Genomic DNA, 22,313 nt, shown 5'->3' with positions numbered 1-22,313 from the left:
CTGCATACAAAATAAATGGTCAATTATAACAAAAGAAGCATGGAAATAGTTGAGTAAAATAATTTATTTGAAAAGATTTAATAAATTTTATCTCTTCAGAAGTACATTTTTCTCATCTAATTAGATTGTAAGTGAGTTATACTCATTTTATTCATAATGCAGAGATCAAAAACCAATATTTTTTAACGTATCAACTCCATAGGCCAGGACCTCTATCTTTTATGTCAAGAAGATGGATAGTTCAAAGGAGAATTGGGGCGTAGAGCATAACTATGAATATTTTATTATTAGCTTTTGTTTTATTAGTTTGGGGGATGAATTGGCCCTTGATGAAATTGGCGATGAACTTTATACCTCCCCAATGGTTTGGTTTTACACGAATGCTCATAGGCAGTCTATTTCTTTTTTTATTGGTTATCATCCAGAAAAAATATACGTTTCCAAAACGCGGGGATATTCCTCATTTGTTTTCTGTCGGTGTATTGCAAGTTGGTCTTTTCACCGTATTGGTTAATTTTGGTCTTTTTTACAATGGGGTAGGGCATGCGGTTATTTTAGTCTATTCCACTCCACTTTGGGTGGCTCCCATAGCGATTATATTTTTCAACGAGTGTTTGAATTTACTCAAAGCTATTGGTTTAGTGGTTGGTATTTTAGGAATCATAGTACTTTTTAATCCATTTGACTTTAATTGGTCTAATCACGATGCGCTAATCGGCAGCGCCGCATTATTCTTATCAGCGCTTTTATGGGCGATTGCTATTCTTCATGTTCGCTTTGTTCCCTCACAATCGACCATATTGCAACTTATGCCGTGGCACTTATTAGTGGGTACAATAATCCTTGCAATAAGTGCTCTTATTTTTGAACCACATCCAGTGATCCACTGGACTGCGTTCTCGATATTATTGAATCTTTATATTGGAACGATTGCTACGGGTTTGGCTTTTTGGGGGGCTGTTGAAATGAGCAAACGTTTTCCTGCGGTTACCACATCTTTATCTTTAACTGGTGTGCCAATTATTGGTGTCGTTTGTTCGTTACTATTACTTGGAGAAAAACCAACCCCCAGTGTTTTGCTCTCTCTTGCCATGCTAACTATAGGGTTGATCTGTGTCATTTTAGGAGATTATCAAGAAAAAAAAGCTTAATCATTTCGCACAGTTCAGATTTGTTTAACCAAGACAGCAACTTAGGGTTTCTCGGGTACCCACAGCGCATGTCAAAAGAATTTCCCTCATTAATAGATAACCAAGAAAGCAAGGTACTGCTACGACAGCTGCGGCAGTTAAACAAGCTAAACCAATTGCCATAGATGTGATCAATAAAGCGGCAGGGCCAAGAGCAAGACCACATGCAGCACCTGCTGTAGCACCTAGAACACCACCGTAATAGGCCCCCAAACCTAATCCCACGGAACCACCTATTCCTGAACCAAATAACCCGAACTTAAGTAAAAAATGCTTCATTGTTAAAAACCAATTTAGTTAAAGATAATTATTTTTATATTGGACTACGCCAGGGGGACTTTAATTCAAATTAGTATAAACTAGCTCATTGATTTAACAAACGAAAAAATATTAAATCCTTTATAATATTCTTAGAAAACAAATTATATTTTTAGGCTAAGTAAAGAACAATTTGATTTTATGGTTGGGTTTACAATCATATAAATGCCTGTTGTTTCCACATACAACTAAATGGCCCATCTCTTTGGATTAAATCTTGGAATTGACCTTGTTCTACAAGTTGTCCTTTCTCCAATACCAGGATTCTATCCATTTGTTTTAATGTGGCAAGTCGATGAGCTACAATGATCGTGGTTTTACCTTGCATGATGTGCGTCAAGGCGCTTTGAATATAGCTTTCGGTGATCGAATCAAGCGCTGAGGTAGCCTCATCCATGATCAGAATTTTGGCTGGTTTTAAATAAGCTCGTGCAATAGCGATGCGCTGTTTTTGGCCGCCAGAGAGTTTCATTCCTCGCTCACCCACCAGAGTGTGGTACCCTTGGGGTAGTTGTTGGATAAATGCATTGCATTCAGCCAATTGTGCTGCATGATAGATCTCTTCTTCAGATGCTTCCAGATAGCCGTAACGGATATTATCCAATATGGAGCGGTGAAATAAGTCAACTTGTTGGGGGACTAATGTAATAGCACGTCGCAAACTGTGGATGGTGATCGTTTCTATGTTTTGTCCATCGATGGTTATTTCACCCCGAAAAGGTTCGAAAAGACGCAAGAGCAAATGAATTAAGGTGGACTTCCCAGCCCCTGAACTTCCCACAATCCCGACTTTTTCTTCTGATTCAATACGTAGGTTAAAATCCTTAAACAAAAGAATTTCGGGATTGTATCCAAAATCTATATGCTGCATCTCGATTACCCCTCTTGTGAGTGCCAAGGGTTTGGCATCAGGAAGATCGACCACATCATGGGGCAACATCAATACATTCATTGCTTGCCGAAATTCGCCAATACCTTTAATGCTGTCGCCAATGGTTTGTCCCAGTACATAAATATGACTTAGGCTTGTGATAAGTAAAGTAAGAACAAAAGCAAAATCCCCTGGTGTGACATCAGCATAAATACGTCCATAAATCAGAAGGCTCATAAAACTTGTCAGTAAAGTGAATGTCATCAGCCCTTGGAAAAAATGAAGTTTGAGTAAAGCCCATTGAACGTGTTGTTCCGAAATTTGTAATGAATCCAAGCTTAGGCCCAAGTGTTCTTTTTCAAACTGGGTTTGGCCAAAGATTTTTGCAGTAATGATATTGCTAATCACATCAATCAATCTTCCGCTCATCTGATTTTTATTGCGAGCGAAAAGTTCAGCCGATTTTCCCACGGATTGAGAGAGCCTTAATGTAATAAAAACAAATAACACCGTCCAAAAAATAAAGATTAGGGAAAAGCTCCAAGATATAGTGGCTAAGAAAAAGGTTACAATGACTGGTGTCGCCAGTCTTGCTATAAATCCTTCAAAAAAATTACGAATTAAGGGCTCCGTACCACTACTTACATCCTGTATTTTACTGGCAATATCACCAGCCAAATTACTTTGGAAAAAATGGATGCTGTGTTTGCTGATGTAATGGAAGAGATCATCAACGATTTTTGCTTTAACAGCAGGATACATTTTCATCGCGGCGTATAAATAGGCACGCATGGTAAGATTATGGTATAGATCCATACTGACATAAAGACATGCGGGAAGGAGGATATGAGGTAAAAGCGTTTCTTTGGGTGTATAGCTGACCACATCGATTACCCACTTCATCAAATAAGCCTGAAAGCTGCTTTCAAATCCAGCAACAACCACTGTAATGAAAAAAACCCAGAGGTAGCGTTTATTTTGTCGCAAATAGGGATTCAAAAATGCGAGGATTCCAGGGATTTTTTGCATAGCTAAATAGGTAAAGATTTTGCTTTTTAATGTAACACTGATTGTTTCTTGAAGCTAGTTAAGTGTAAGCATATTAACGCGATCTTTTCAAATGGACCAGGTACTACACGAGGGGCAGCACCTGATTTTGGTTATTTGTTAATTTTCAGTTTTCCTCACACCTTGTTCAATGCGTTCACCAATTTGTTGATCGATGTTTTTCCAGTATTCAAATGCTCTTTTTAACACAGGTTCAGTGACACCATTTTTGAGGTGACCAACGACGTTGCTCACCAGCCTGTTACGTGCTTCATCATCCATTACTTTACGTACGAGAGTATTTGCCTGGCCGAAGTTATTGTCATCTTTGCGGAGGGTATATGCTGCGTGTACGAATTCTCCATGTGCTTCCCATGTCGCTACCTCAGGATTTTTCGAGCTATCTGCCTTTGGGCCTCCTTTGGAGTTTGGTGCATAAACAGGATCCAAGACATTCTCAATACGCATTGCACCATCTTTGCTGTAGGAGTGAATAGGGCACTGGGGTTTATTAACAGGTATCTGCTTGTAGTTCACGCCCAATCTTGCTCGGTGCGCATCAGCATAGGAGAATACCCTTGCAAGAAGCATTTTATCCGGGCTGATCCCTGTTCCTGCCACCATATTGTTAGGCTCAAAGGCAGCTTGCTCGATTTCCGTGTGGTAATCAATGGGGTTGCGGTTGAGGGTCAATTTGCCGACCTTGATAAGAGGATAGTCTGCGTGTGGCCATACCTTTGTGAGATCAAACGGGTTAAAACGATAGGTTTCAGCTTCTTTGAACGGCATAATCTGCATGTGAAGTGTCCAACTCGGAAACTCACCTCGTTCTATAGCTTCATACAGATCTCGGGTATGGTAATCGCCATCTGTACCTGCCAAGCGATCAGCTTCCTGCTGAGTCAGAAATTCAATTCCCTGATCGGTCTTGAAGTGATACTTTACCCAGAACTTGTCACCCTGGGTATTTACCCACATGTAAGTATGGCTTGAAAAGCCGTCCATGTGGCGCCAGCTTTTTGGGATCCCGCGATCACCCATCAGCCATGTCACTTGATGGGCAGATTCAGGTGAAAGAGTCCAAAAATCCCACTGCATGTCATGGTCACGCAGGTTGTTATTGGCACGGCGTTTTTGAGAGCGTATAAAATGCTGGAATTTCATTGGATCACGCACAAAGAAAACAGGAGTGTTGTTCCCAACCATATCGAAATTACCTTCACTGGTATAGAATTTTACAGCGAATCCACGGGGATCGCGCCAGGTATCAGGACTTCCTCGCTCGCCTGCAACAGTTGAGAAGCGGAGAACTAAATCAGTTTTTGTTCCTGGCTGAAAAACAGCCGCTTTGGTGTATTTGCTTACATCTTCGGTTACTTCAAAATGTCCGAATGCCCCACCACCTTTTGCATGGGGTTGGCGCTCTGGGATTTTTTCACGATTGAAGTTTGCCATTTGCTCGATCAAGTAATGATCATGGAGAAGTATAGGTCCGTTTGGTCCAATAGTTAGAGAGTACTCATCACTTGGTATTGGTATCCCAGCATCTGTTGTTGTGAACTTTTGTTTGTTGTCCTTATCTGCCATTCAAGCATCTCCCTTAATTAAAGTAGTCGTTCTTTTTATAGATACGATATTTGTTATTCATTATATCTGTGGAACTTCAGAATGCTAGTTTTTGGCTATCAGGCTTGGCTGCACTCGGGAAAACCATTTCTGCATCTTCCATCAAACAAAAATAAAACAATATGGTAAATTTAACTATGATTTTATTAAGATTATGAAACTATATTGTATATGAGTGTCGCAATATTTGCAGCCCACCTTGATTTTGATCTGCTCAATTTCGGTAAATTGGAATTTACGCCTCAATATTCCGCTTGGGTATTAGAGGCGTATTACAAGGAGTGGGTATCTAATGACTCATGCCATTTTGCTACTACCCAAAGGGTTCCTGTTAGAAACCTTCAGCTACTTCCTTTGGGCTGCTTTCTATGAAATTAAAATTAACTAACTTTTAGGGATCTACGTGTGGAATTTTTCGATTTTTCATATCGCCGATCACTACCGTTGCAGGTTGTGCATCTGTCTGTGTATTTGTACCATCCATACCTAGAAAATCATCATAGGAAAAAGCGTATGAATTTAAATAGCTGTTTTGTGGATGATCTATATTTTTATCAAAACTCAATGCATGCATGGCCTCGGAGTAAACATTCACACAGGGGGCATCTCTAGTAGTGCCGCATTGATTTACAACATAGTCTACAGAATAGTCAACATTGTTGAAGTAGTATTTTAACAGCTCTTGCATTTGCTGTTTATTTCTGAAAACTGGATTACCTTGTGAATCAAAGAAATCTTTACCAATAAAAGCTGATTCTTTACGCATTAACATACCTGAAACAATGGCAGAAGTCAGATCTCGTGCAATAGTCGCATCCACTGCATTTTTATTATTAAATGGTACTTGTGCTCCCATTAAAATTGAATTACTGGCTTGTGGTAAACCCAGATTATAAGAAAAGGTTGCAGAACCTGGCTCGCCATCACGTGAAAAAACTAATGTTTGGCTGTTGGGCTCAAAAGCTCCTGACCAAATACCTTTATTTAATTCATTTAAATCAATTTTAATGGAACGATTTACAGAAGAAGAATAGTACCTACTCAGTTCATTGATATAGTTGGTAAAATATCCACTAAATCGATTGCCAAATCTGCCTGGGGCATCGACTCGCATTAAGGCATTTGCTGAATTGTAAACAACTAGACTGGACCATTCCGAATGCTTCCACCGCTGAGTACATTCAGGAGAATCTATTGTTTCACCCGCGGCACGGCAAATGATTGTTTTCATATTTTTAATGACACCATCAAGTCCGCCAAAATGCCCATACTCCTGGCCTGCTTGTTTGATTGTATAAGGGATGGCAATAAAATCTACTCCTGTCGGGTTAATAACGGTTTCGCCACTGGTACTGTAATTAAACTCGACCTTATCAAAAAGTGTTCCATTTGTGGTTGTCTGAGGGTTGTTTACATCGGGTTGTTTTGGGGTTAGGGAATCCTTGTCTGTAGGCATATCCAGGGTATTTCCAAAAGAAATATAAATTCTGCCAGAAGTAAGATGAGGTATGCAGGCTTGTGCCATTCCTCCTGAATTAGGAATTAACTCGGACAATGAAATGCCATAGTCTTTTCCATTCATATTTATATTAGTAATATCAACAAGGGTACCAACACGGTTTCCATTATTAAACTTTACATAAGCATGTTTTTTGGTGGCTGGATCAATACCTAACACTACAATGTATGTGTTTCTATTTTCAATATGTGTGTTGTTTGTTTTTGATAGGTCAAAGCTGACCGACATTCCGCCACCCTGACATTGATTCTGTGAGAAAGCAGACTCACTCATAGTGAACAAAGCAGTAAACCCGAGTAGTAAAACACTTGACCTGCTCAATTTGGAAATTTTCATTACATAAACCTCACTAAGGTGAACAATTTAATTTTTCTAAAAGGGCTTAGTGCTCCAGAACTTGTGTTATGGCGCAAAAAACAAACTTAAATAGTCATAGATTGATTATTATACAGGTTTACTGACTGTATTTTCTATAACCAACTAGAGAAAAGGCTGAATTAACTTGAAATGGCTAAGTCTGATCTTTTTAGTTATTTGTTTTCAGGATTCAGCAGCAATCTTTGGCTGGTGCTTCGAACTAACTTGTTTACGAATTAAGGGCTATTAAAATTTTCTTTGCGTCTCGATAACCCGCAGCGATTCTTTTTTTGATTGTATTAGAGGAAAAATCAAAGGGTGCGCTTACATTTTCTGGATCCTTGCTTTCAATATAAAGGATATTTTCTATGTATTTGTAATTGATTAGCCGTTGATATCCTGGTAGCTGTTTGATAGGGCTATTAGAAGGTATAATTTTGTCAATTTCATTGATTACTTCGATGTATTCATTAATTTTTTCCGTTAATTCTTTATTAAATCGGATCTTATTGGAAAACTGAATTTCAAAAACTCTGTCAAAAACGTCAGCCATATTAGCAGGGATTTTACCTTGGCTGGGGAAAAGATTGATGACAATAATTTGCTTTTCTACCGCCGGATCAGGATCCAGACATTCTAAAACAGGGGAGAGTGGTGTATTTTCAAATAACCCTCCATCCCAATAATAGGTTTTTTTTATCAGGGTCATAGGAAAACCAGGAGGCAAACTGCCGCTTGCCAAAACATGCAAAGGAGTAATTTCTGTTCGATTATTACCTTGATTTGTAAACGTTTTTACCTTACCCGTTGCAATATCTGTTGCAGTAAGAATTAAACGCGTAGAGGTATTATTTACTTTTTTAAAGTCAATATACTTTTCTAATAACTGTTGTAACGGTTTAGTGAAATAAAAACTAGTCCAATCTGTTAAATTCCAATAGTCAGTCCGTGGATAAAAAAAGGATGGATTACCAAATAAAGCCAAATAAGAACTCAATTTATCATTTAGAAAAGGAGATGAAAAAATCGTAAACTCTTCCCACATTGCTTCAAGAGTCGCGATGGGATCATCTTTAGATCCGACAAGGGCTACAGCATTAATAGCCCCTATAGAAACTCCTGAAACAATATCGAGTGAAAATTGAGGATTTTCATAAAGACGTTTTAAGGCGCCGAACTCGTAAGCTCCTAGCGCACCGCCTCCTTGCAGCACCATCCCTGTTTGCTTCATGTTATCCATCTCAATGTCGGTTGATTACATCTTTAAGTATAGATTACTTTACTCTTTAAATTCGAGATGCAGAATTATCTGTACTTCATTTTTCCAAGTCTATGATTCTCTTCCCAAAATTTTCTTTTTTGAGTTTGTTCAGCTTTCCTTAATATATTGATTGCTATAATTATAGCCAATAGGGCAAATAAAAAACCAAATGGCAATTATTTTCCATATTATCCAGTATCAATGAATGATGGAGTAGAAAGTATGACAATTTTTGTAAATGATGCTTCATTTGAAAATTTAAATTCTGTATTTGAGTATTTAGACGAGTATGAAAATAAAGATGAATCAGAACCCTTACTCTCTTTAACTGTTCGTTGTACTGAAGCGCTAAAAGAAGATGAATTTGCCCAGTTACTGGCATTTATTATTAAAAAACAAAAAGTTGCTTTTCAAATAAACGTGCAAAAAGAAGAGCATGAGGCTTTGACTCCGCAAATGATTGAGCAAAACAAACTTCTTACCGATGCCTATATAGTTGCCAAAAGAAAGATATTCAGCCAAAAACACCCCGATCCAAAAGATCAAGTAAAAGGGAAAGAGCCTGCTGAAAAAAGCCTTCGTAAAGCCAAGATAGATTTAGTCAGGGGGGTAAAAGAGAGCGGCATACAAATTCAACAACAACAGCAACAGCAGCAGCAACAGCAACAACAAACAGTTCAACAAACTACGAATCGGAAGGCGCGGGAAAAAAGAGAACGCGTGAATCTCGAGCTTGTTGTTAAAGCTCAAAGTGAAGAAAATCCTCATGGTGAATTGATAACAGAACTTAACATTGAGGCGCAATTAAGAGATTTTGCTAATCAGATTCATCCCGGTAAAAATATCGATTTGGGAGAAATATGGCATAACCTAGTAGGGAAAGATGCTTATAAAGTTGATAAAAAACAACGTATTGCAGCTGTCGAAAAAGAAGCGATGGAAGCGATTATTCGCAATTATAATGAGTTTAGATATGGGTTGGTCTTTGACAATTTACCTTCAGGCTTTTATCTAGAAAAAGAGGACGAAAATACAATATTAAGATACAGCCCAGCACCTCAATATCAAAATGTTACTAATCCCCTCACGCTGAAACTGGCTGAACCTGTTGAATCAATTGGTTCACATCAGCAGTTCATTCTGCAACTTCTTGCTGGAAAAGATCGTTCACCAGAGTACATAAATTCTGCATTAAATGGCAAAAATCAAGAGTTTAATAAGGCATACCCAAATGCGAAGGATTATAAAAAACGTTTCGCAGAATTAACTGGCAATACTCCATCAAAAATAAAGGGGTCATTCAACTTTTTCTTAGCTGAGTTAGTAGGCAATGATCCGCAACGCTTGGAAATGATTAAAAGCCGTCTGAGTTCATTTAACTTTAGCGATAAACAGTACCAGGGACTTGCCAGGGTACTAATAAATAATGGTGATCGAGGGATATTAAAGTTTTTCGAGCAAATGTCTGTTCTCCAAGATAAAGAGTTATTTACAACTTTTGATAAAGTTTTTCTGCAAAACAACTTTAATTATGACACCTTACTGACTGAGCGTGGCCTGAAAAATCTGGAAAATATGGCCAAACTCACTGGACCACAATTGACATGGTGGGAATCCCTTGTAACCGAACATCAAAAAGCAGGAGCTCCTACCGATTTTAATGAATTGTTCGAAGCATACAGTTTTTTTCTCGAGGAGATGGGGAAATTAGGACTGAAACAACTCCCACTTGCGTGTCCTATCAAGAACTTTGGGCATATGAAGCCAGCGTTAGATAGAGCATTAACTATTCTTCGTAATGCAAGTGACAGAGAGGAACAATTAGCTTGCTTGGAAGGCTTGGATTATAGCCCTTATGGTGCGTATCATGCTAGCCAATATGATGGCTACAAATTGGTTTCCAAGGAAATGGGAATTAAAATAGAGAGTGAACGTGCTCCGTTAAGCTATTCATTTAGATCTCGTGCAGATTTTTTTTCAAAAATAAATTTTACTCATAATAATGAAGAATTTGATTATAAAATATCGGAAGAATTTTTTTATCGCTTTATTGGTCAGCAAGATTGGGCATTTTCATTAGATACTTACAAAGAAATGGTACAACTTGTTAATGAGAACACGGAGTTTTTTCAAGAATCAGAATCACCAGAAGGAAATAAAGCGATATTGCTGAGCCTTATTGCATTTATGACGACGGGACCTAATGCATTAAAGAAAATAAATGATCCTGTTGCTGAAGTAAATTCTCTTATTAATCGGATCGCACGTTATCAAGAAAGTTTGAAAGGTACTCCTCGTGCTCGTGTTCAGTTGGTGGGTTATTTAGGCAGCTTAAAAAATTCTGATCCTAAATTTACTCCAACCCCCGCTGAATTAGAAAAAATTATAGATTTCTTATCCGGAGAGGATTTAGAAGTTGATTTTAATAGTAGGCTAAATGGAACATTAAGCCTACTAAAAACTTATGGAGATAAAGTTTATCTTATATTTGATAATATCAAGCAACGAAAGAGCATGGAGGTACAAGGCAATAATCAGATAACACACATGTCTTTTCATCGTTTGGTCAATGTTATAGCCCATCCACAGTTCGAAGAGAAACTTATAGGGAATGATTCCAGGCAAATAAAAGGTATATTTGATTCAAATCCTGAAGGCATAGAAGATATGCAACGCTTTGTAGCGATGCTTTCATTGCTTAGTGATGACCTTACAGATGGAGATTTTAGTACTGAAGCACTTGGTTTAGCAGGAATGGTACGGTTTTTACCAAGAAGCCAACGCGATCTATTCTTCTCTGTAATAGATGATATAGACATTTCCAGATCTACTTCTTTACCTTCTCGTGATAATTTGTCGGAGATCCTGCTCGCAATAAAAGAGTATCCCCAAGAGTATAATAATCGAGAGGCTATTTTAAAGTTAGTTCAAGAAGTTCTTCCTGATACCAAAATTGGTAAAGAGCCAATTAATGAATCATTGGTTGGATTAGTTGGTGTTTTTCAAGATTTCTTTAAAGGCATGAACTTCAATGAGCTTATTGAGAAGGCTATTGTTGAAGATATAGTACCAAATCTTCCAGGGTTACTTCAAGAAAGAGCAACAAAGACCTTAAGAAAGGATACTGAAGCATTTCGTTCTGCAGTCGATCAATTTAAAGATTCTTTAGCAATAGAACCAGTTGACCTTGGAGTGGCATTACAAAAATTAAAAAATTTGGACGACGAAACAGCGAAACTTGTTAATTATAAGTTTGCCAAAATTCCAGTCTTACCTTTTGTACGAGGAAAAATTCTAAACCTGGCTGGGGAAGAGCATCAAGATAAACTGGCTGCGTTCTTTGAGAGAAAAACGTTAATGGTTTTACTCAAAGAAAATCTTGAAGCGCGTTTTAAGCAAAATCTAAATAGCTCAATCAAAGTATTGCAAACCGCTAATGAACCATTTAATAAGTTTCTAACAGATGCCTTAGGTGGGATCGATGATAGAAAACCAATTGATAATGCATTAAAAGAATACAGTGATCGTTTTGACATAGTTAATGGATTTACCAATGTACTCATTCGGATTAGAAATCGTAATGAAGCGGACTATCGAAGAGTACTGGCATTAATTAACTCTCCTGCTAATCTGCCTCATTTCCAAATACCTAAGATGTTACAAATGACTCAAATCATGAGTTATTTGTTGGAACAACCTAATGTGTCTATCGAATCGCAACTCAATATTATTTTAAATGCTTTAGAGACACATAAACCCAGCATAGAAACAATTAAAAAATCTTTGGAACAAGTCAAACTTCTAGTGAAGTCAAGTGAATCACTGGGTGTGGAAGCTTATAAAGCGTTGTTAAAAGCTTCTTTAAATCACAATTTAACGAAACCAGAACTTTTTCCACTCCGACAAATGATAGCGCTCAAGTCCATTCCTAATATTGATGAAGAGCAATCCGAGGAATTATTTAACCGCCTTGTGAGTGTCATCGAACGCATTCCTCCACAAGTGCCAGATGTGGTTATTAGCCAATTTATAAGCGCGACAACGAAGGCGATTGAGAGTAAGGTAGTAAGCACGCCGACCATAGTCCCTTTGACCACACTTTTATTAAAAAAATGTACTCATTGCAATGAGTTGGAATTGCAAACCTATATAGAATTGCTTGACAGTTTACCCGAAGATCCGCAAGCACAAGCGAAATGGATTAAAATTATTACTCGTTCAGCTACTGCAAACGATATAACACTCGAGCAGATTAAGTCACTCCAAGCAGGTTTAGTAAAACATACTTTCTCTTTAGATAAAATTGCCAATTTATTTTCTTATCAACCTTACCCAAAATTAGATAAATTATTGACTGCACTAGCAGATAATGAACAGGCACTTGATCAATTTATAACAAATTTTGATAAAGATCCGAAATCTGGCCGTGCTCCTACCGTAGATCCAAAAACAGGTAAAGTTAAAACCACTGAGGAAATCATTCATGATCAATTCGAGACAAACCGTATTCAATCAGTAATAACGGGGATTAAAGGTATTCTCGAAAATAAAAATCTCTCCCCGCAACAACAATATGATTTGACTCAACAAATTGTTTACATCAACGCCATAGGAAAAGATTTCCAACTTAAGGTTGGGGAGAAAACTTACCCCAAATTAATCGAGGCAAGCCGTGAACAACTGCGTGAACTTTCAGATGAGTTAATCAAACAATTAAGGACTCCAGGCCATACTCCAGAAGAAGAACGCGCAATAAATTTAAAATTGCTGGCAGTTATGCGTGAAATGCATTTCCGCAGTACTGGAAAATTTCCGCGAACAACGCAAATGATTACTTTGCTGCTCTCCCTGGATAATCCTGATAATTTATTAATGGAAATCAATACCGGTGAAGGAAAGAGCATCACTACAGCATTACTTGCTGCCTTACAATGGGCAAAAGCAAAAGGTGATACAGTTAATGTATGTACCGCCAATATGGGCTTGGTTGACCAAGACTACACTCAAAAAGGTGCGGTAAACTTTTTCGATTGTATGGGGATTCCTTCGGCTATTGTGCGTTCTGACTCACCTGCTGGAACTTATAAAGTTGGCGGTATTAACTATTCGAACGTTGCTAATCTATCTTTATATCGTTCACGAGCCAAACTGGAGGGTGAATCACTCACTGCAACGGTTGATGGCCGCGAAATTGCAACTCATTTAATTCTTGATGAGTCAGATTATGTCACGTTGGAAGATAAGACACTCTTTAATTTGGCAATGGGAGTAGAGGGTGGTGGTGACACAGAAGATAATCCTTTTGCCTGGGTGTATCCATTAATTAATGAATTTATCGATCAGGAAAAATTCCAAAATCTTAATCCAGATAAAGGAGATGTATGGACGAGGCTACGTGATATTAAAGAGCTTAAAACCTTTTTGGATGAACGTGCAGGAACTGTGGAAAACAAAAAGTTATTAGCCAGTTTAGAAGATAAAAAATTTGATAACTGGTTGAGTGCAGCCTGTGTCGCTAAGCGCCGAATCCCTGGTACCCATTATATTATTCAAGAGGAAAAACGAAATATAAATGGAGAAGAAAAAAAGGTATATACCGTTGTTCCCTTAATTAATACAGTACCACAGATTGGCGCTATTTTTTCTAATAGTGAACAACAATTCCTCCAGGCTCGTTTACAAAAAGAAGATACAAAAGGGCGTCTATTCCCGATTGATCCAGAAATGTTATTTGTTGCTAGTGAATCAGCCAAGGATTTCATTGATGCTCATCGTGAGCGAGGCAGGATTATAGGTATTTCAGGTACTGTAGGTGTGCCTCATGAATTAATGGAGCAACAGGTTAAATATGGCTTAAAGGCGATCAGTATTCCTCCTCATGAAAAAAATCTTCGCGAAGAATTAAAAACCCGTGTCACCAAATCAAGAACGGCTCAAGTAGATGAAATTAAGAAACACTATAATTCGCTTATAAAAACAAATAGTGAACAAACACAACCTGTATTAATGATTTGTAAAGACATTAACCAGGCTCGTGACTTATATAACAAATTAGGTTCTCCTGCAGGGCAAATTGAGGGAAAAGAACTGCAAATAATTACTGGTGAGGAATCTGAAGAAGAACGTCAACGGATGATTGAAAAAGCAGGTCAACCTAATGTCTTTACGATTTCCACGTCGTTACTTGGTAGAGGGACGGATATCGATCCAAAACATGACGATGGCTTATTTGTTATCCAGGCTTATCTTGATACAGAGCGTAATACGCGCCAAATCATTGGTCGAGCAGCACGTAATGGAAAAGTGGGTCAATATGTTGCTATCTATGATGAAAATGATATACCCCATAGGCAACAATTTGGTTCGCTGATGAAAATGTCTTCTGCTGAACGGGCAAAAACGCTGAAAAAAATTCAAAAAATAATGAATCAAGAAGCGGCTGTTGAACGACACTTTATCCAGGAAGTTGCTATGATTCAACAGGTTGCCATGAAGCAATTTGATGAGTGGCAAGGATTTCTGAATCATTTACATAGTGAACCAGAGCGTAAAGAGCTTAAAAAATCACTCTTATTGATGCGTGAGGGATTGATCACAGAGCTCACTGAACAATGGAGGTTGAGACTTGAAGAGTCTGATCCAAAGAAAGAATATCCTAATCCTTATATTCGTCGAGATCCTAAAGGAAAATTGATCACTCAAGATCTTAATGCAGCATTAAAAAGTTTTGAAGTGGATGCGGCAAGGATTTGGGCTGAGACTCGAGTTAAATTAAGCGGAAAAACGGAGAATAAGCTCAATGTACCTGTTGAACAATTGCGTGCAGAATATATGCTTCAGATTGATTTTTCTGAGCAATTAAAGTTAAGTAAATTTAATGCACGTGAGGAAAGAAAAGCCACTGCCAAAGAACAGGAACTTGCCTTAAGACGTATAGAGTCCGGTTTGGATCCGGATGCTGCTGTATTGCGCTTTGGTGGAACCGATGGTGTGCCCGAGGAGATGAAACAACGTTCAGCTTGGACGCAGTTAAAGTTAATTGCAAGTAATTTCAATGATGTGGCTGAACGAACCTCTTTAAAGGATACAATCAGACTTCCTTTATTGGAAGGGGAGAAAGCCGAAAGTAATGAGCGCTTAGAAGAGATATTTACTCAATTTGCTACAGCTTTTCAGGATCTTAAAGCACAAGGGTCCTTAAGTGAACGAAATCGCATGCAGCCGGTAGTGGTCGAGTTTCTTGCTGTTTATAATCAGGTTAAGGGTCTTTTTTCTCATGAAGTGGATCATGAAGTGGATGGACCTAGAGAGGATGCTGAGGAACAATCACTACCTAGAATAATGAACCAATTGCAAACTGATTATATTGATACTGTGGCGAATCAACTTGCGAATGATTTGGATCACATGTTTTCTTGGGCGAAAGAGAAGACAGGATTCTTCTACTTTATAGAACGGACTGCTGTTAAAAAAGCAGTGGCAGAAGTCCTGGAGGCTACTAATGCACTTACTAATGCCGGCTCAGAGGAAAAACAGGAAAGAATAAAAGAACTCTATCGATTATTACAAAAGCACCAAGCCAAATTGGAGGATTTGTGGATTCCTTCTTTCGGCCATAAAAATACACGTGATCTCATTAAAAATACCTTAAGGACTTTTGATGACTTGGCACGTGTTGCGGATTTACCTCCAACGTTTAGAGCTGAATGCCGTGAACAAGCTTTATTTGACGTACATTTTGAGAAGTATTCATCGCTTATTGCTGAAACGGACAAAAAAATACAGCAGAAATATCCTGAAAAAGACCAAACGGAAACAGCTAAAGAAGCGAGAGCGGAATGGAATGCAATTAAAGTAGAAATAGAAGATATTCGTCAGAATAATAAAAGTTTGTATGCATTTTCCGAGATCGATCAGTGTCTTGCTCGCCATAAAAGGATATTACAACATAATGGCTCACCCCTTCTTAAATTCTTACAAGAATTAATTTATAAGCTACTTCCCAAATCAGAAGAGGTGAGTGAGCAATATCCTGAGTTAATGGATAACAGTCGCTATCTATCAAATAAAGCGGAACAAGTGCAAAAAACTTTAACCGGACTCCAAGATGTTGACAGTGTAAAACAGGTTTCAATTAAGCATGGACATACTGGCTTTAGTGAATACTTCGACTTAGTCGTAGAGGGGGCGGGTAAGGAAGCGGTATTTACAGGTTTTACTCACTATAATACTCAGTTAGGTAATTTTATAGCGCAGCATCAAAGCAAAACAGAAGAAGCACGTCTCCTGCGAGAAAAACATACCCAACTCCACAACTACATTGAAACAAAAATTTCGAGGCCCATTACTGGGGAACAACCTGTACTTCCAGTTGGGGAAGGATTGCCAGTGCAATTTAATGAGACCGTAACAAAAATTAATACCCATATCAATTTATTAAATAGCGAGGGTGTTTTAAATGATGATGAATCGTTTTCTGCTGAAGCAAGAAGACATATTAGTAATCGTACATTGGTTAGTGGTTTGACCGCACACAATTACCCTGGAGCTTTACAAAACTGTACTGACGAAACAACCAAGCGGGTTTTTGCAGAATATTTCAAAAATTTCAATGAGAATACAAAAGCAGTAAAGAAGTTAGAACAGGCGGAAGCAGCATTACGGATACAACTTGAAGAAGCTGAAACAGCGAAAGGAAAAAAAGAAAAGGGGGGGATTATAAATTTTCTTTCCACTTTGGCTAGTGATGACCCCGAAAAAGTCAAGGTTAAAATTAAACAAAATGCGAAAGAGTTGGAGGCTGCTCGATATAAAGTAAATTTAGGTCTACTACAGCAGACAGAAATAGATCGATTAGATGAGCAGGCTAGATCGACATTTAAAGAACAATTAATTGTGGAAATCACTTCCTTGCGTGATCAATTAAGCGAACACCGAGAAGGGCTGGCACAAGCCATTGAATTGCTCAATCCACAAATCGATTATTTGGATAAAATGATCCTTGAAGAAAAAGGCAAAAGTAGCATTATGATGCGACGTTTTGAAAGTTTTGATGAACTTTTAGCATATGAGGCAACACTGAAGACAATGCCTAAAAAAGTTATGCAAGTGGAAAATGATGAGGTGGATAACGTAATAGGAGAGGTTATCGAAAATGATGAGCTGTCCAGTAGTCATATCAGCCAAGTTCTCTAACATGCAAAGTTTAAGGAGGAGTTTGGATTGATGAAGTTATCTACTCCATCGCTTTTTTATAGGTCTTTGTTGGTTATTCCTACTTCAGTATCCGAAGTAGGAGATTTAGATGAACGTTGCGATTTGGGAGTTTATCCATTTAGGCATGTGGCTTGAGATAGCGGTCAAAAAACTCCGGTAAGTCTTCTAATGCTTGTACTCTTGCTGTCTCATTAAAACCAATATGATAATGTTCTCCTTTTTCATCAATCACTTCTTTTGAAGCAGGAAACTCAAAGTTATCAAATCCATGCAAGGCGTCTGAATAAATTTGGATGGAAACATTTTGATTGTTATCAGTGCTTCGATTGACTAAATGAATGCAATCTTGCGTTGTAGATCGATCATCATTGTCGCCAATAAATATTTTTGTGTTCGCTCTGAGTTGCGCTCCTTCCGCGAGCCTATGACATACACCGTAAAAAGAAGCTGCTGCCTTAAAGGGAATTTGTTGATAAGGCTTGGGATCGTGTTGCACTGACTCCATGACTTTCAGTACATCGAAACCTCCCATGGAAAATCCTAAAATTCCTATGCGTCCAGAATCAACAAATTGAAGGTGGCTAAGATATTCATAGGCTGGAACGATATCATCAAGTTGTGCTTGTGTGGCTTTTTCCCAGCCTACGGAACGACGATCTTCCCAACCCCGGGGTTTAAAGCTATCAATTATAAATACCACATACCCATGTTCTTTTAATCGAGTAGCCCAATCGTAATTAACTTGTTCAATACCTGTGCTGGCATGTAACAATAAAATAGCAGGAGATTTGGTGGGTGCATCAGGAATATAAAGACTGTGATGCGGATCATTGGGATTAAAGACATAATCTGTATCTTGTGCCAGTACGTTGGTACATACTATGAATAAAGCCAATAACATAAAGAGTATTTTGGGGTAACAAAACATAATTTTTAATTCCTTGATTTAAGCGGTTCAATTTATAAATTTAGGGATAAAATAAGTGAAAATCTCCCTCGTTTAACAACGTTGTTATTGTTTGATAATCCAAAGTATTCGCTATTTGGCACGCGTTTTGGAATTTCAATCCAATGGCAGAAGCCAGAGCGGACAAGGAAGACGGTTTGAAGTTGTACTGGGAGACATAGCCTTTTTCATAAAGGTTTGTGGTCACAAAATAATCATAACCTCGTGCGGTATGATCAGGATTCCAAACCATTTCCTCGCCGGGAGAGGGGGTGAGAATGATATGTTGGGCATCTGCAATTTCCTTTTCAAGGTTGTAAGTATCCATGCCATAAGTGGATAGCAGTACTTGCACTCGATATTGTGTAAGTAATTCATGCGTCAACCTTTTGAGTTTATCCTGATTGGATTCAGTGTCCAGATAAACAATGTCGGGATCATAAACTTGATTGCCAATCAAAAGACCGCCGCCTTTGATGACGGTACTTTTCCAATATTCATAGCCTCTAAGCATTTCACGACCTTTGGAACCCTCTTTTCCAGTCAATGGTAAAGCGACGCCCATGCGCAGTTTTTTATGTATGCTTGAAGTAAATTCAGGAATAAACGCTAAACCATTAGGGCCAGCATGGGTTGGAATAGAAGTGAATTCAAACGTATGCAAATCTATTTTAGACAGATGCTTGTCTGTTGCATTGGATACATAAGCATATTGCCCATCTGGGTTAACCAGAACATTAATGGGATTCAAGCCAGTGACTAATCGCTTTATAACGTGACCCGAACCAACATCAATCACTGCAACTTGATGATCAAAGGGGGCTGGCGCTAATACATATTTTTGGTCTGGCGTAATATCCGAGTAAAGAATTGGACCCAGATTTAAATTGTTCCATTGTTTTTTAATGGCGAGTGTCTCTGGATCAATAAAGACGATCTGATTCACAGCCGACACCATAAGAGAACGATTATCTGGAGTATATTTTAGACCCCGTACCGCTGAGGGTAATGTTAAACTTCCTGTAATCACTCCTGAATCAGGATCGATTCGAATGACGCCGTCTTTCCCGGCCATTAGCCATAAGGTTTTTCCATCTTTGGAGAAAATCAAGTTATGTGTATGGGGACTCACTTCAATTTTTTTGACAATGGTTTTGGTATCCACATCAAAAACAATAATTTTGCCCCCTTTTTCTACATTAACATAAAGTTGTTTCTCGAAGGGAGGGCGTAATTTAACGCCATGGGGCGCACTATCAATGTCTGAGTACGCTTTGTTTTCTAATGATTCAAAAGTAAATAGCCGATATTTCTCTACCTGATTTGGCAAGTCGATGACAGAGATTGATACGCCGGGTACGCCAGATCCACTATCGTAGTCTCTAATGCCAAAATTGCTGACATATGCTGTTTTTCCATCTTGTGCAACAGCGATTTCATGGGGGAGAAAAGCAAGTTTCAGGCTGCCCTGTCTTGTGCCTGTATCGGGATTATAGAAACTGATACGGTCTGCATTTTCTTCAACAACAGCTAAAGTTGAGTTGAGGGGAAGGGAATAGGTGACATCATTGAAAATACCCAGGAAAATGGATAGCATCCAGCTTTTTTTGAGCATAATTAAATCCCTTTATAAATAAAAAAAGTGTGGCCATGATATTGGTTGAATAGAATCTTGTCAATATATATAGGCGCCTATATATTATTCAAAAAGGAGAAGTCCATGACATTTAATTTGAATGAACATACGGGTGTATTAATTAAAAAAGCAGCCCGTTTGTTTGAGCGTGTTTCAAATCTTAATCTTGAGAAGCTTGGTGTAACCTATAGTCAGACCATTTTCCTGGTTCGTTTATGGGAACGAGACGGTCAAACTCAAATGGAACTCACAAAAAGTGCAGGGCTTAAACAGCCTACGGTTGTCGGTATTCTTAATAAGATGGAACGAGACCAGCTTGTACTACGAATTCGCAATGAACGGGATAAGCGTTATTATCATTTTTTTCTTACTGAAAAGGCAAAAAAAGCGTGTCGTGAATTAGAAAAGCAGGGAATGTTGATGCAAAGCCTGTCTACTGGAAATTTACCTGGCAAAGAGGTAAAGCAGTTAAATGATAATCTGTTATCTGTTATAGAAAATCTGGAGGGTTTTCTTGAGAATATTCACGATTAAAAATTGATGTACCCTATCAATTATCCAAAATATTCAAGTAAAAAAGGGCAACAAATAAAAAAAATCCCCAAGATCAAATAAAATAAAAATTGATCTTGGATGCGTCTTTGCTCTTTTTCTCTTGGTCGAAGTATATAAAACGCTATGAAAAGAAAGACAACACCAATTAGTATGCTTAAAATTTGCGCGTATAAAAATACGGGCGTAAAATATCCAGGGGTGGTCTGCACAATATTTTCTTCTATGGGATTAACTTGAACTGCAGCAGTAAATAAATTCATTTTTTTAAGTATAAAAAATATTTTTTATTATCCTCGCTCCATTTGACCAAGATTTCAAGTAGGGGCGTAAATCATATTATTTTTTAATAGAATTGGATGCATTCTCAAAACGACAGTAACTCAATAATCGTTAAAAAATAACCAAATACATTGATTTTTTCCCTATATGAATATAAAATAATCAATTTGTCAGCAAATTTTTAAAACTTATGAAAATTTTTTTAGTAGGAGGCGCAGTACGTGACAAATTACGTGGCGTTCTCCCCAAAGATAATGATTGGGTTGTTGTGGGTGCAACCTGGGACGCTATGTTAAAACTGGGATATAAACCAGTACATAGTGGCCAAGAAGCAAAAGATATTCCTGTATTTTTACATCCCGAAACTAAAGAAGAATATGCCCTTGCGCGATGCGAAAAGCGAACAGGCAGTGGTCATGCTGGTTTTGCGTTTGACATTTCTCCTACAATTACTTTAATGGATGATTTAAGTCGTCGAGATTTGACAATAAATGCTATGGCTTTACCATTTGCAGAAGAAAAACTGGGTGAATTGATTGATCCTTATAATGGAAAAGCTGATTTGGAGCATCATATATTAAGGCATGTATCACCAACATTTATTGAAGACCCTCTTCGATTAGTACGTGTTGCACGTTTTGCCGCGTGCTTAGGCTTTCAAGTAGCTCCGGAAACGATGGTGCTTATGAAACAGATGGTTGCTGAAAAGAAAGTCTGTGAATTGAGCTCTGAGCAAATCTGGAAGGAACTGGAACGTGCACTTATGGGAGCATATCCGGAAAATTTCTTCGATGTGCTCAAACAATGTGGTGCAGACAGTATTTTAATCCCCGATATGGATATATCAGACTCCAGCATTAAAGCGCTGCAACGAGCCGCTAATCATAAAGATTCGGCGTATGTTCGTTTCGCTGTTTTGATGCATAACCAGTCCCAAAATGAAATAAGTGCATTTTGCAAACAATTTAACATACCTAATCAATACCGTGATTTAGCGTTATTAACGAGTAAACATTTGGCGCAATTTCGACGTGTTCCTGAACTGAATGCAGGTGAATTATTGGATTTATTGACAAACATCGGTGCGTTCCATAATAAAGAACGTTTTGACAATTGCTTACGTATTTTTGAGCTGTGTACGCAAGACCCTTCGTCTATAGAACAAGTACGAAATGTCTTTCAAGCAGCCAAATCCATTAACACCAAAGAACTCGCTTCGAACTACATCGGACATGAAATTAATAGAAAAATTAAAGTATTACGCATTGAAGCGATCCAACAATGTCTCAAAAGCCCGGACGACCGTCATTTGGTTGTCTTCAACATATAATGGAGAAAATTCAGGTGATTGCAACTGAATTTTCTCGTCACAACTCACTGAAAACCCAGTCCATCTCTACTCCGACGTCCCATCCCACGACTCGTTCGCGGGATCCAGAAGATCTGCAGTTGCAAGAATTCGGCACCTGCTATGAGGAAAAAGCTGTTCCTA

The 22,313-nt window shown here is 38.2% G+C and carries 11 protein-coding genes; 4 read left to right on the top strand and 7 right to left on the bottom strand.

The features are described from left to right. Positions 1-272: 272 nt before the first annotated feature. The gene (locus FOLKNPGA_RS11415) at positions 273-1,151 is read left to right on the top strand and encodes a DMT family transporter (protein ID WP_182350026.1); all 879 of its coding nucleotides are present in this window, start codon (positions 273-275) and stop codon (positions 1,149-1,151) included. A 24-nt stretch (positions 1,152-1,175) separates the two neighbouring features. Here FOLKNPGA_RS11415 and FOLKNPGA_RS11410 read toward each other — a convergent pair whose 3' ends face one another. From FOLKNPGA_RS11410 to FOLKNPGA_RS11390, 5 genes are all read right to left on the bottom strand, one after another. Next, a complete protein-coding gene (locus tag FOLKNPGA_RS11410; protein WP_182350025.1) occupies positions 1,176-1,469 on the bottom strand; it encodes a hypothetical protein in 294 nt (97 codons plus the stop codon). A 196-nt stretch (positions 1,470-1,665) separates the two neighbouring features. Beyond that, positions 1,666-3,378 carry an ABC transporter ATP-binding protein gene (locus FOLKNPGA_RS11405; protein WP_182350024.1) on the bottom strand — a complete coding sequence of 571 codons (1,713 nt, stop codon included), beginning with the start codon at positions 3,376-3,378 and terminating at the stop codon, positions 1,666-1,668. Between the two features lie 168 nt (positions 3,379-3,546). Further along, the gene (locus FOLKNPGA_RS11400; RefSeq protein WP_182350023.1) at positions 3,547-5,013 is read right to left on the bottom strand and encodes a catalase; all 1,467 of its coding nucleotides are present in this window, start codon (positions 5,011-5,013) and stop codon (positions 3,547-3,549) included. Positions 5,014-5,443: 430 nt separating this feature from the next. Continuing rightward, positions 5,444-6,907 (bottom strand): beta-1,3-glucanase family protein, encoded by a 1,464-nt coding sequence (locus tag FOLKNPGA_RS11395; RefSeq protein ID WP_182350022.1) that lies wholly within the window; start codon positions 6,905-6,907, stop codon positions 5,444-5,446. A 250-nt stretch (positions 6,908-7,157) separates the two neighbouring features. Further along, positions 7,158-8,159, bottom strand: coding sequence for a patatin-like phospholipase family protein (locus tag FOLKNPGA_RS11390; RefSeq protein WP_182350021.1), 1,002 nt, complete (start codon positions 8,157-8,159; stop codon positions 7,158-7,160). Between the two features lie 252 nt (positions 8,160-8,411). On the opposite strand from FOLKNPGA_RS11390, the gene FOLKNPGA_RS11385 reads away from it, so the two are divergent. Further along, on the top strand, positions 8,412-17,384 hold the full coding sequence (locus FOLKNPGA_RS11385; protein ID WP_182350020.1) for a hypothetical protein: 8,973 nt from the start codon (positions 8,412-8,414) through the stop codon (positions 17,382-17,384). A 139-nt stretch (positions 17,385-17,523) separates the two neighbouring features. On the opposite strand, the gene FOLKNPGA_RS11380 is transcribed toward FOLKNPGA_RS11385, so the two are convergent. Both FOLKNPGA_RS11380 and FOLKNPGA_RS11375 read right to left on the bottom strand, forming a co-directional pair. Then, positions 17,524-18,333 (bottom strand): dienelactone hydrolase family protein, encoded by an 810-nt coding sequence (locus tag FOLKNPGA_RS11380; protein WP_182350019.1) that lies wholly within the window; start codon positions 18,331-18,333, stop codon positions 17,524-17,526. Positions 18,334-18,373: 40 nt separating this feature from the next. Next, positions 18,374-19,966, bottom strand: a complete 1,593-nt coding sequence (locus FOLKNPGA_RS11375; protein WP_182350018.1) for a hypothetical protein — start codon at positions 19,964-19,966, stop codon at positions 18,374-18,376. A 105-nt stretch (positions 19,967-20,071) separates the two neighbouring features. Here FOLKNPGA_RS11375 and FOLKNPGA_RS11370 point away from each other — a divergent pair, with 105 nt between their 5' ends. Both FOLKNPGA_RS11370 and FOLKNPGA_RS11365 read left to right on the top strand, forming a co-directional pair. Further along, positions 20,072-20,521, top strand: a complete 450-nt coding sequence (locus FOLKNPGA_RS11370) for a MarR family winged helix-turn-helix transcriptional regulator (RefSeq protein ID WP_182350017.1) — start codon at positions 20,072-20,074, stop codon at positions 20,519-20,521. Positions 20,522-21,011: 490 nt separating this feature from the next. After that, a complete protein-coding gene (locus FOLKNPGA_RS11365; RefSeq protein WP_182350016.1) occupies positions 21,012-22,151 on the top strand; it encodes a CCA tRNA nucleotidyltransferase in 1,140 nt (379 codons plus the stop codon). Positions 22,152-22,313 lie beyond the last annotated feature (162 nt).

Source organism: Legionella sp. PC1000, from assembly GCF_014109805.1.
GTDB lineage: Bacteria > Pseudomonadota > Gammaproteobacteria > Legionellales > Legionellaceae > Legionella > Legionella resiliens.
Note: the sequence above shows the minus strand (reverse complement) of the source record. Positions and strands in the feature narration are given on the sequence as shown.

Excerpts from the sequence above, each read along its gene's own strand:
- FOLKNPGA_RS11415 (WP_182350026.1), top strand. The coding sequence starts at position 273 with ATGAATATTTTATTATTAGCTTTTGTTTTATTAGTTTGGGGGATGAAT.
- FOLKNPGA_RS11410 (WP_182350025.1), bottom strand. The coding sequence starts at position 1,469 with ATGAAGCATTTTTTACTTAAGTTCGGGTTATTTGGTTCAGGAATAGGT.
- FOLKNPGA_RS11400 (WP_182350023.1), bottom strand. The coding sequence starts at position 5,013 with ATGGCAGATAAGGACAACAAACAAAAGTTCACAACAACAGATGCTGGG.
- FOLKNPGA_RS11395 (WP_182350022.1), bottom strand. The coding sequence starts at position 6,907 with ATGAAAATTTCCAAATTGAGCAGGTCAAGTGTTTTACTACTCGGGTTT.
- FOLKNPGA_RS11390 (WP_182350021.1), bottom strand. The coding sequence starts at position 8,159 with ATGAAGCAAACAGGGATGGTGCTGCAAGGAGGCGGTGCGCTAGGAGCT.
- FOLKNPGA_RS11385 (WP_182350020.1), top strand. The coding sequence starts at position 8,412 with ATGACAATTTTTGTAAATGATGCTTCATTTGAAAATTTAAATTCTGTA.
- FOLKNPGA_RS11380 (WP_182350019.1), bottom strand. The coding sequence starts at position 18,333 with ATGTTTTGTTACCCCAAAATACTCTTTATGTTATTGGCTTTATTCATA.
- FOLKNPGA_RS11375 (WP_182350018.1), bottom strand. The coding sequence starts at position 19,966 with ATGCTCAAAAAAAGCTGGATGCTATCCATTTTCCTGGGTATTTTCAAT.
- FOLKNPGA_RS11370 (WP_182350017.1), top strand. The coding sequence starts at position 20,072 with ATGACATTTAATTTGAATGAACATACGGGTGTATTAATTAAAAAAGCA.
- FOLKNPGA_RS11365 (WP_182350016.1), top strand. The coding sequence starts at position 21,012 with ATGAAAATTTTTTTAGTAGGAGGCGCAGTACGTGACAAATTACGTGGC.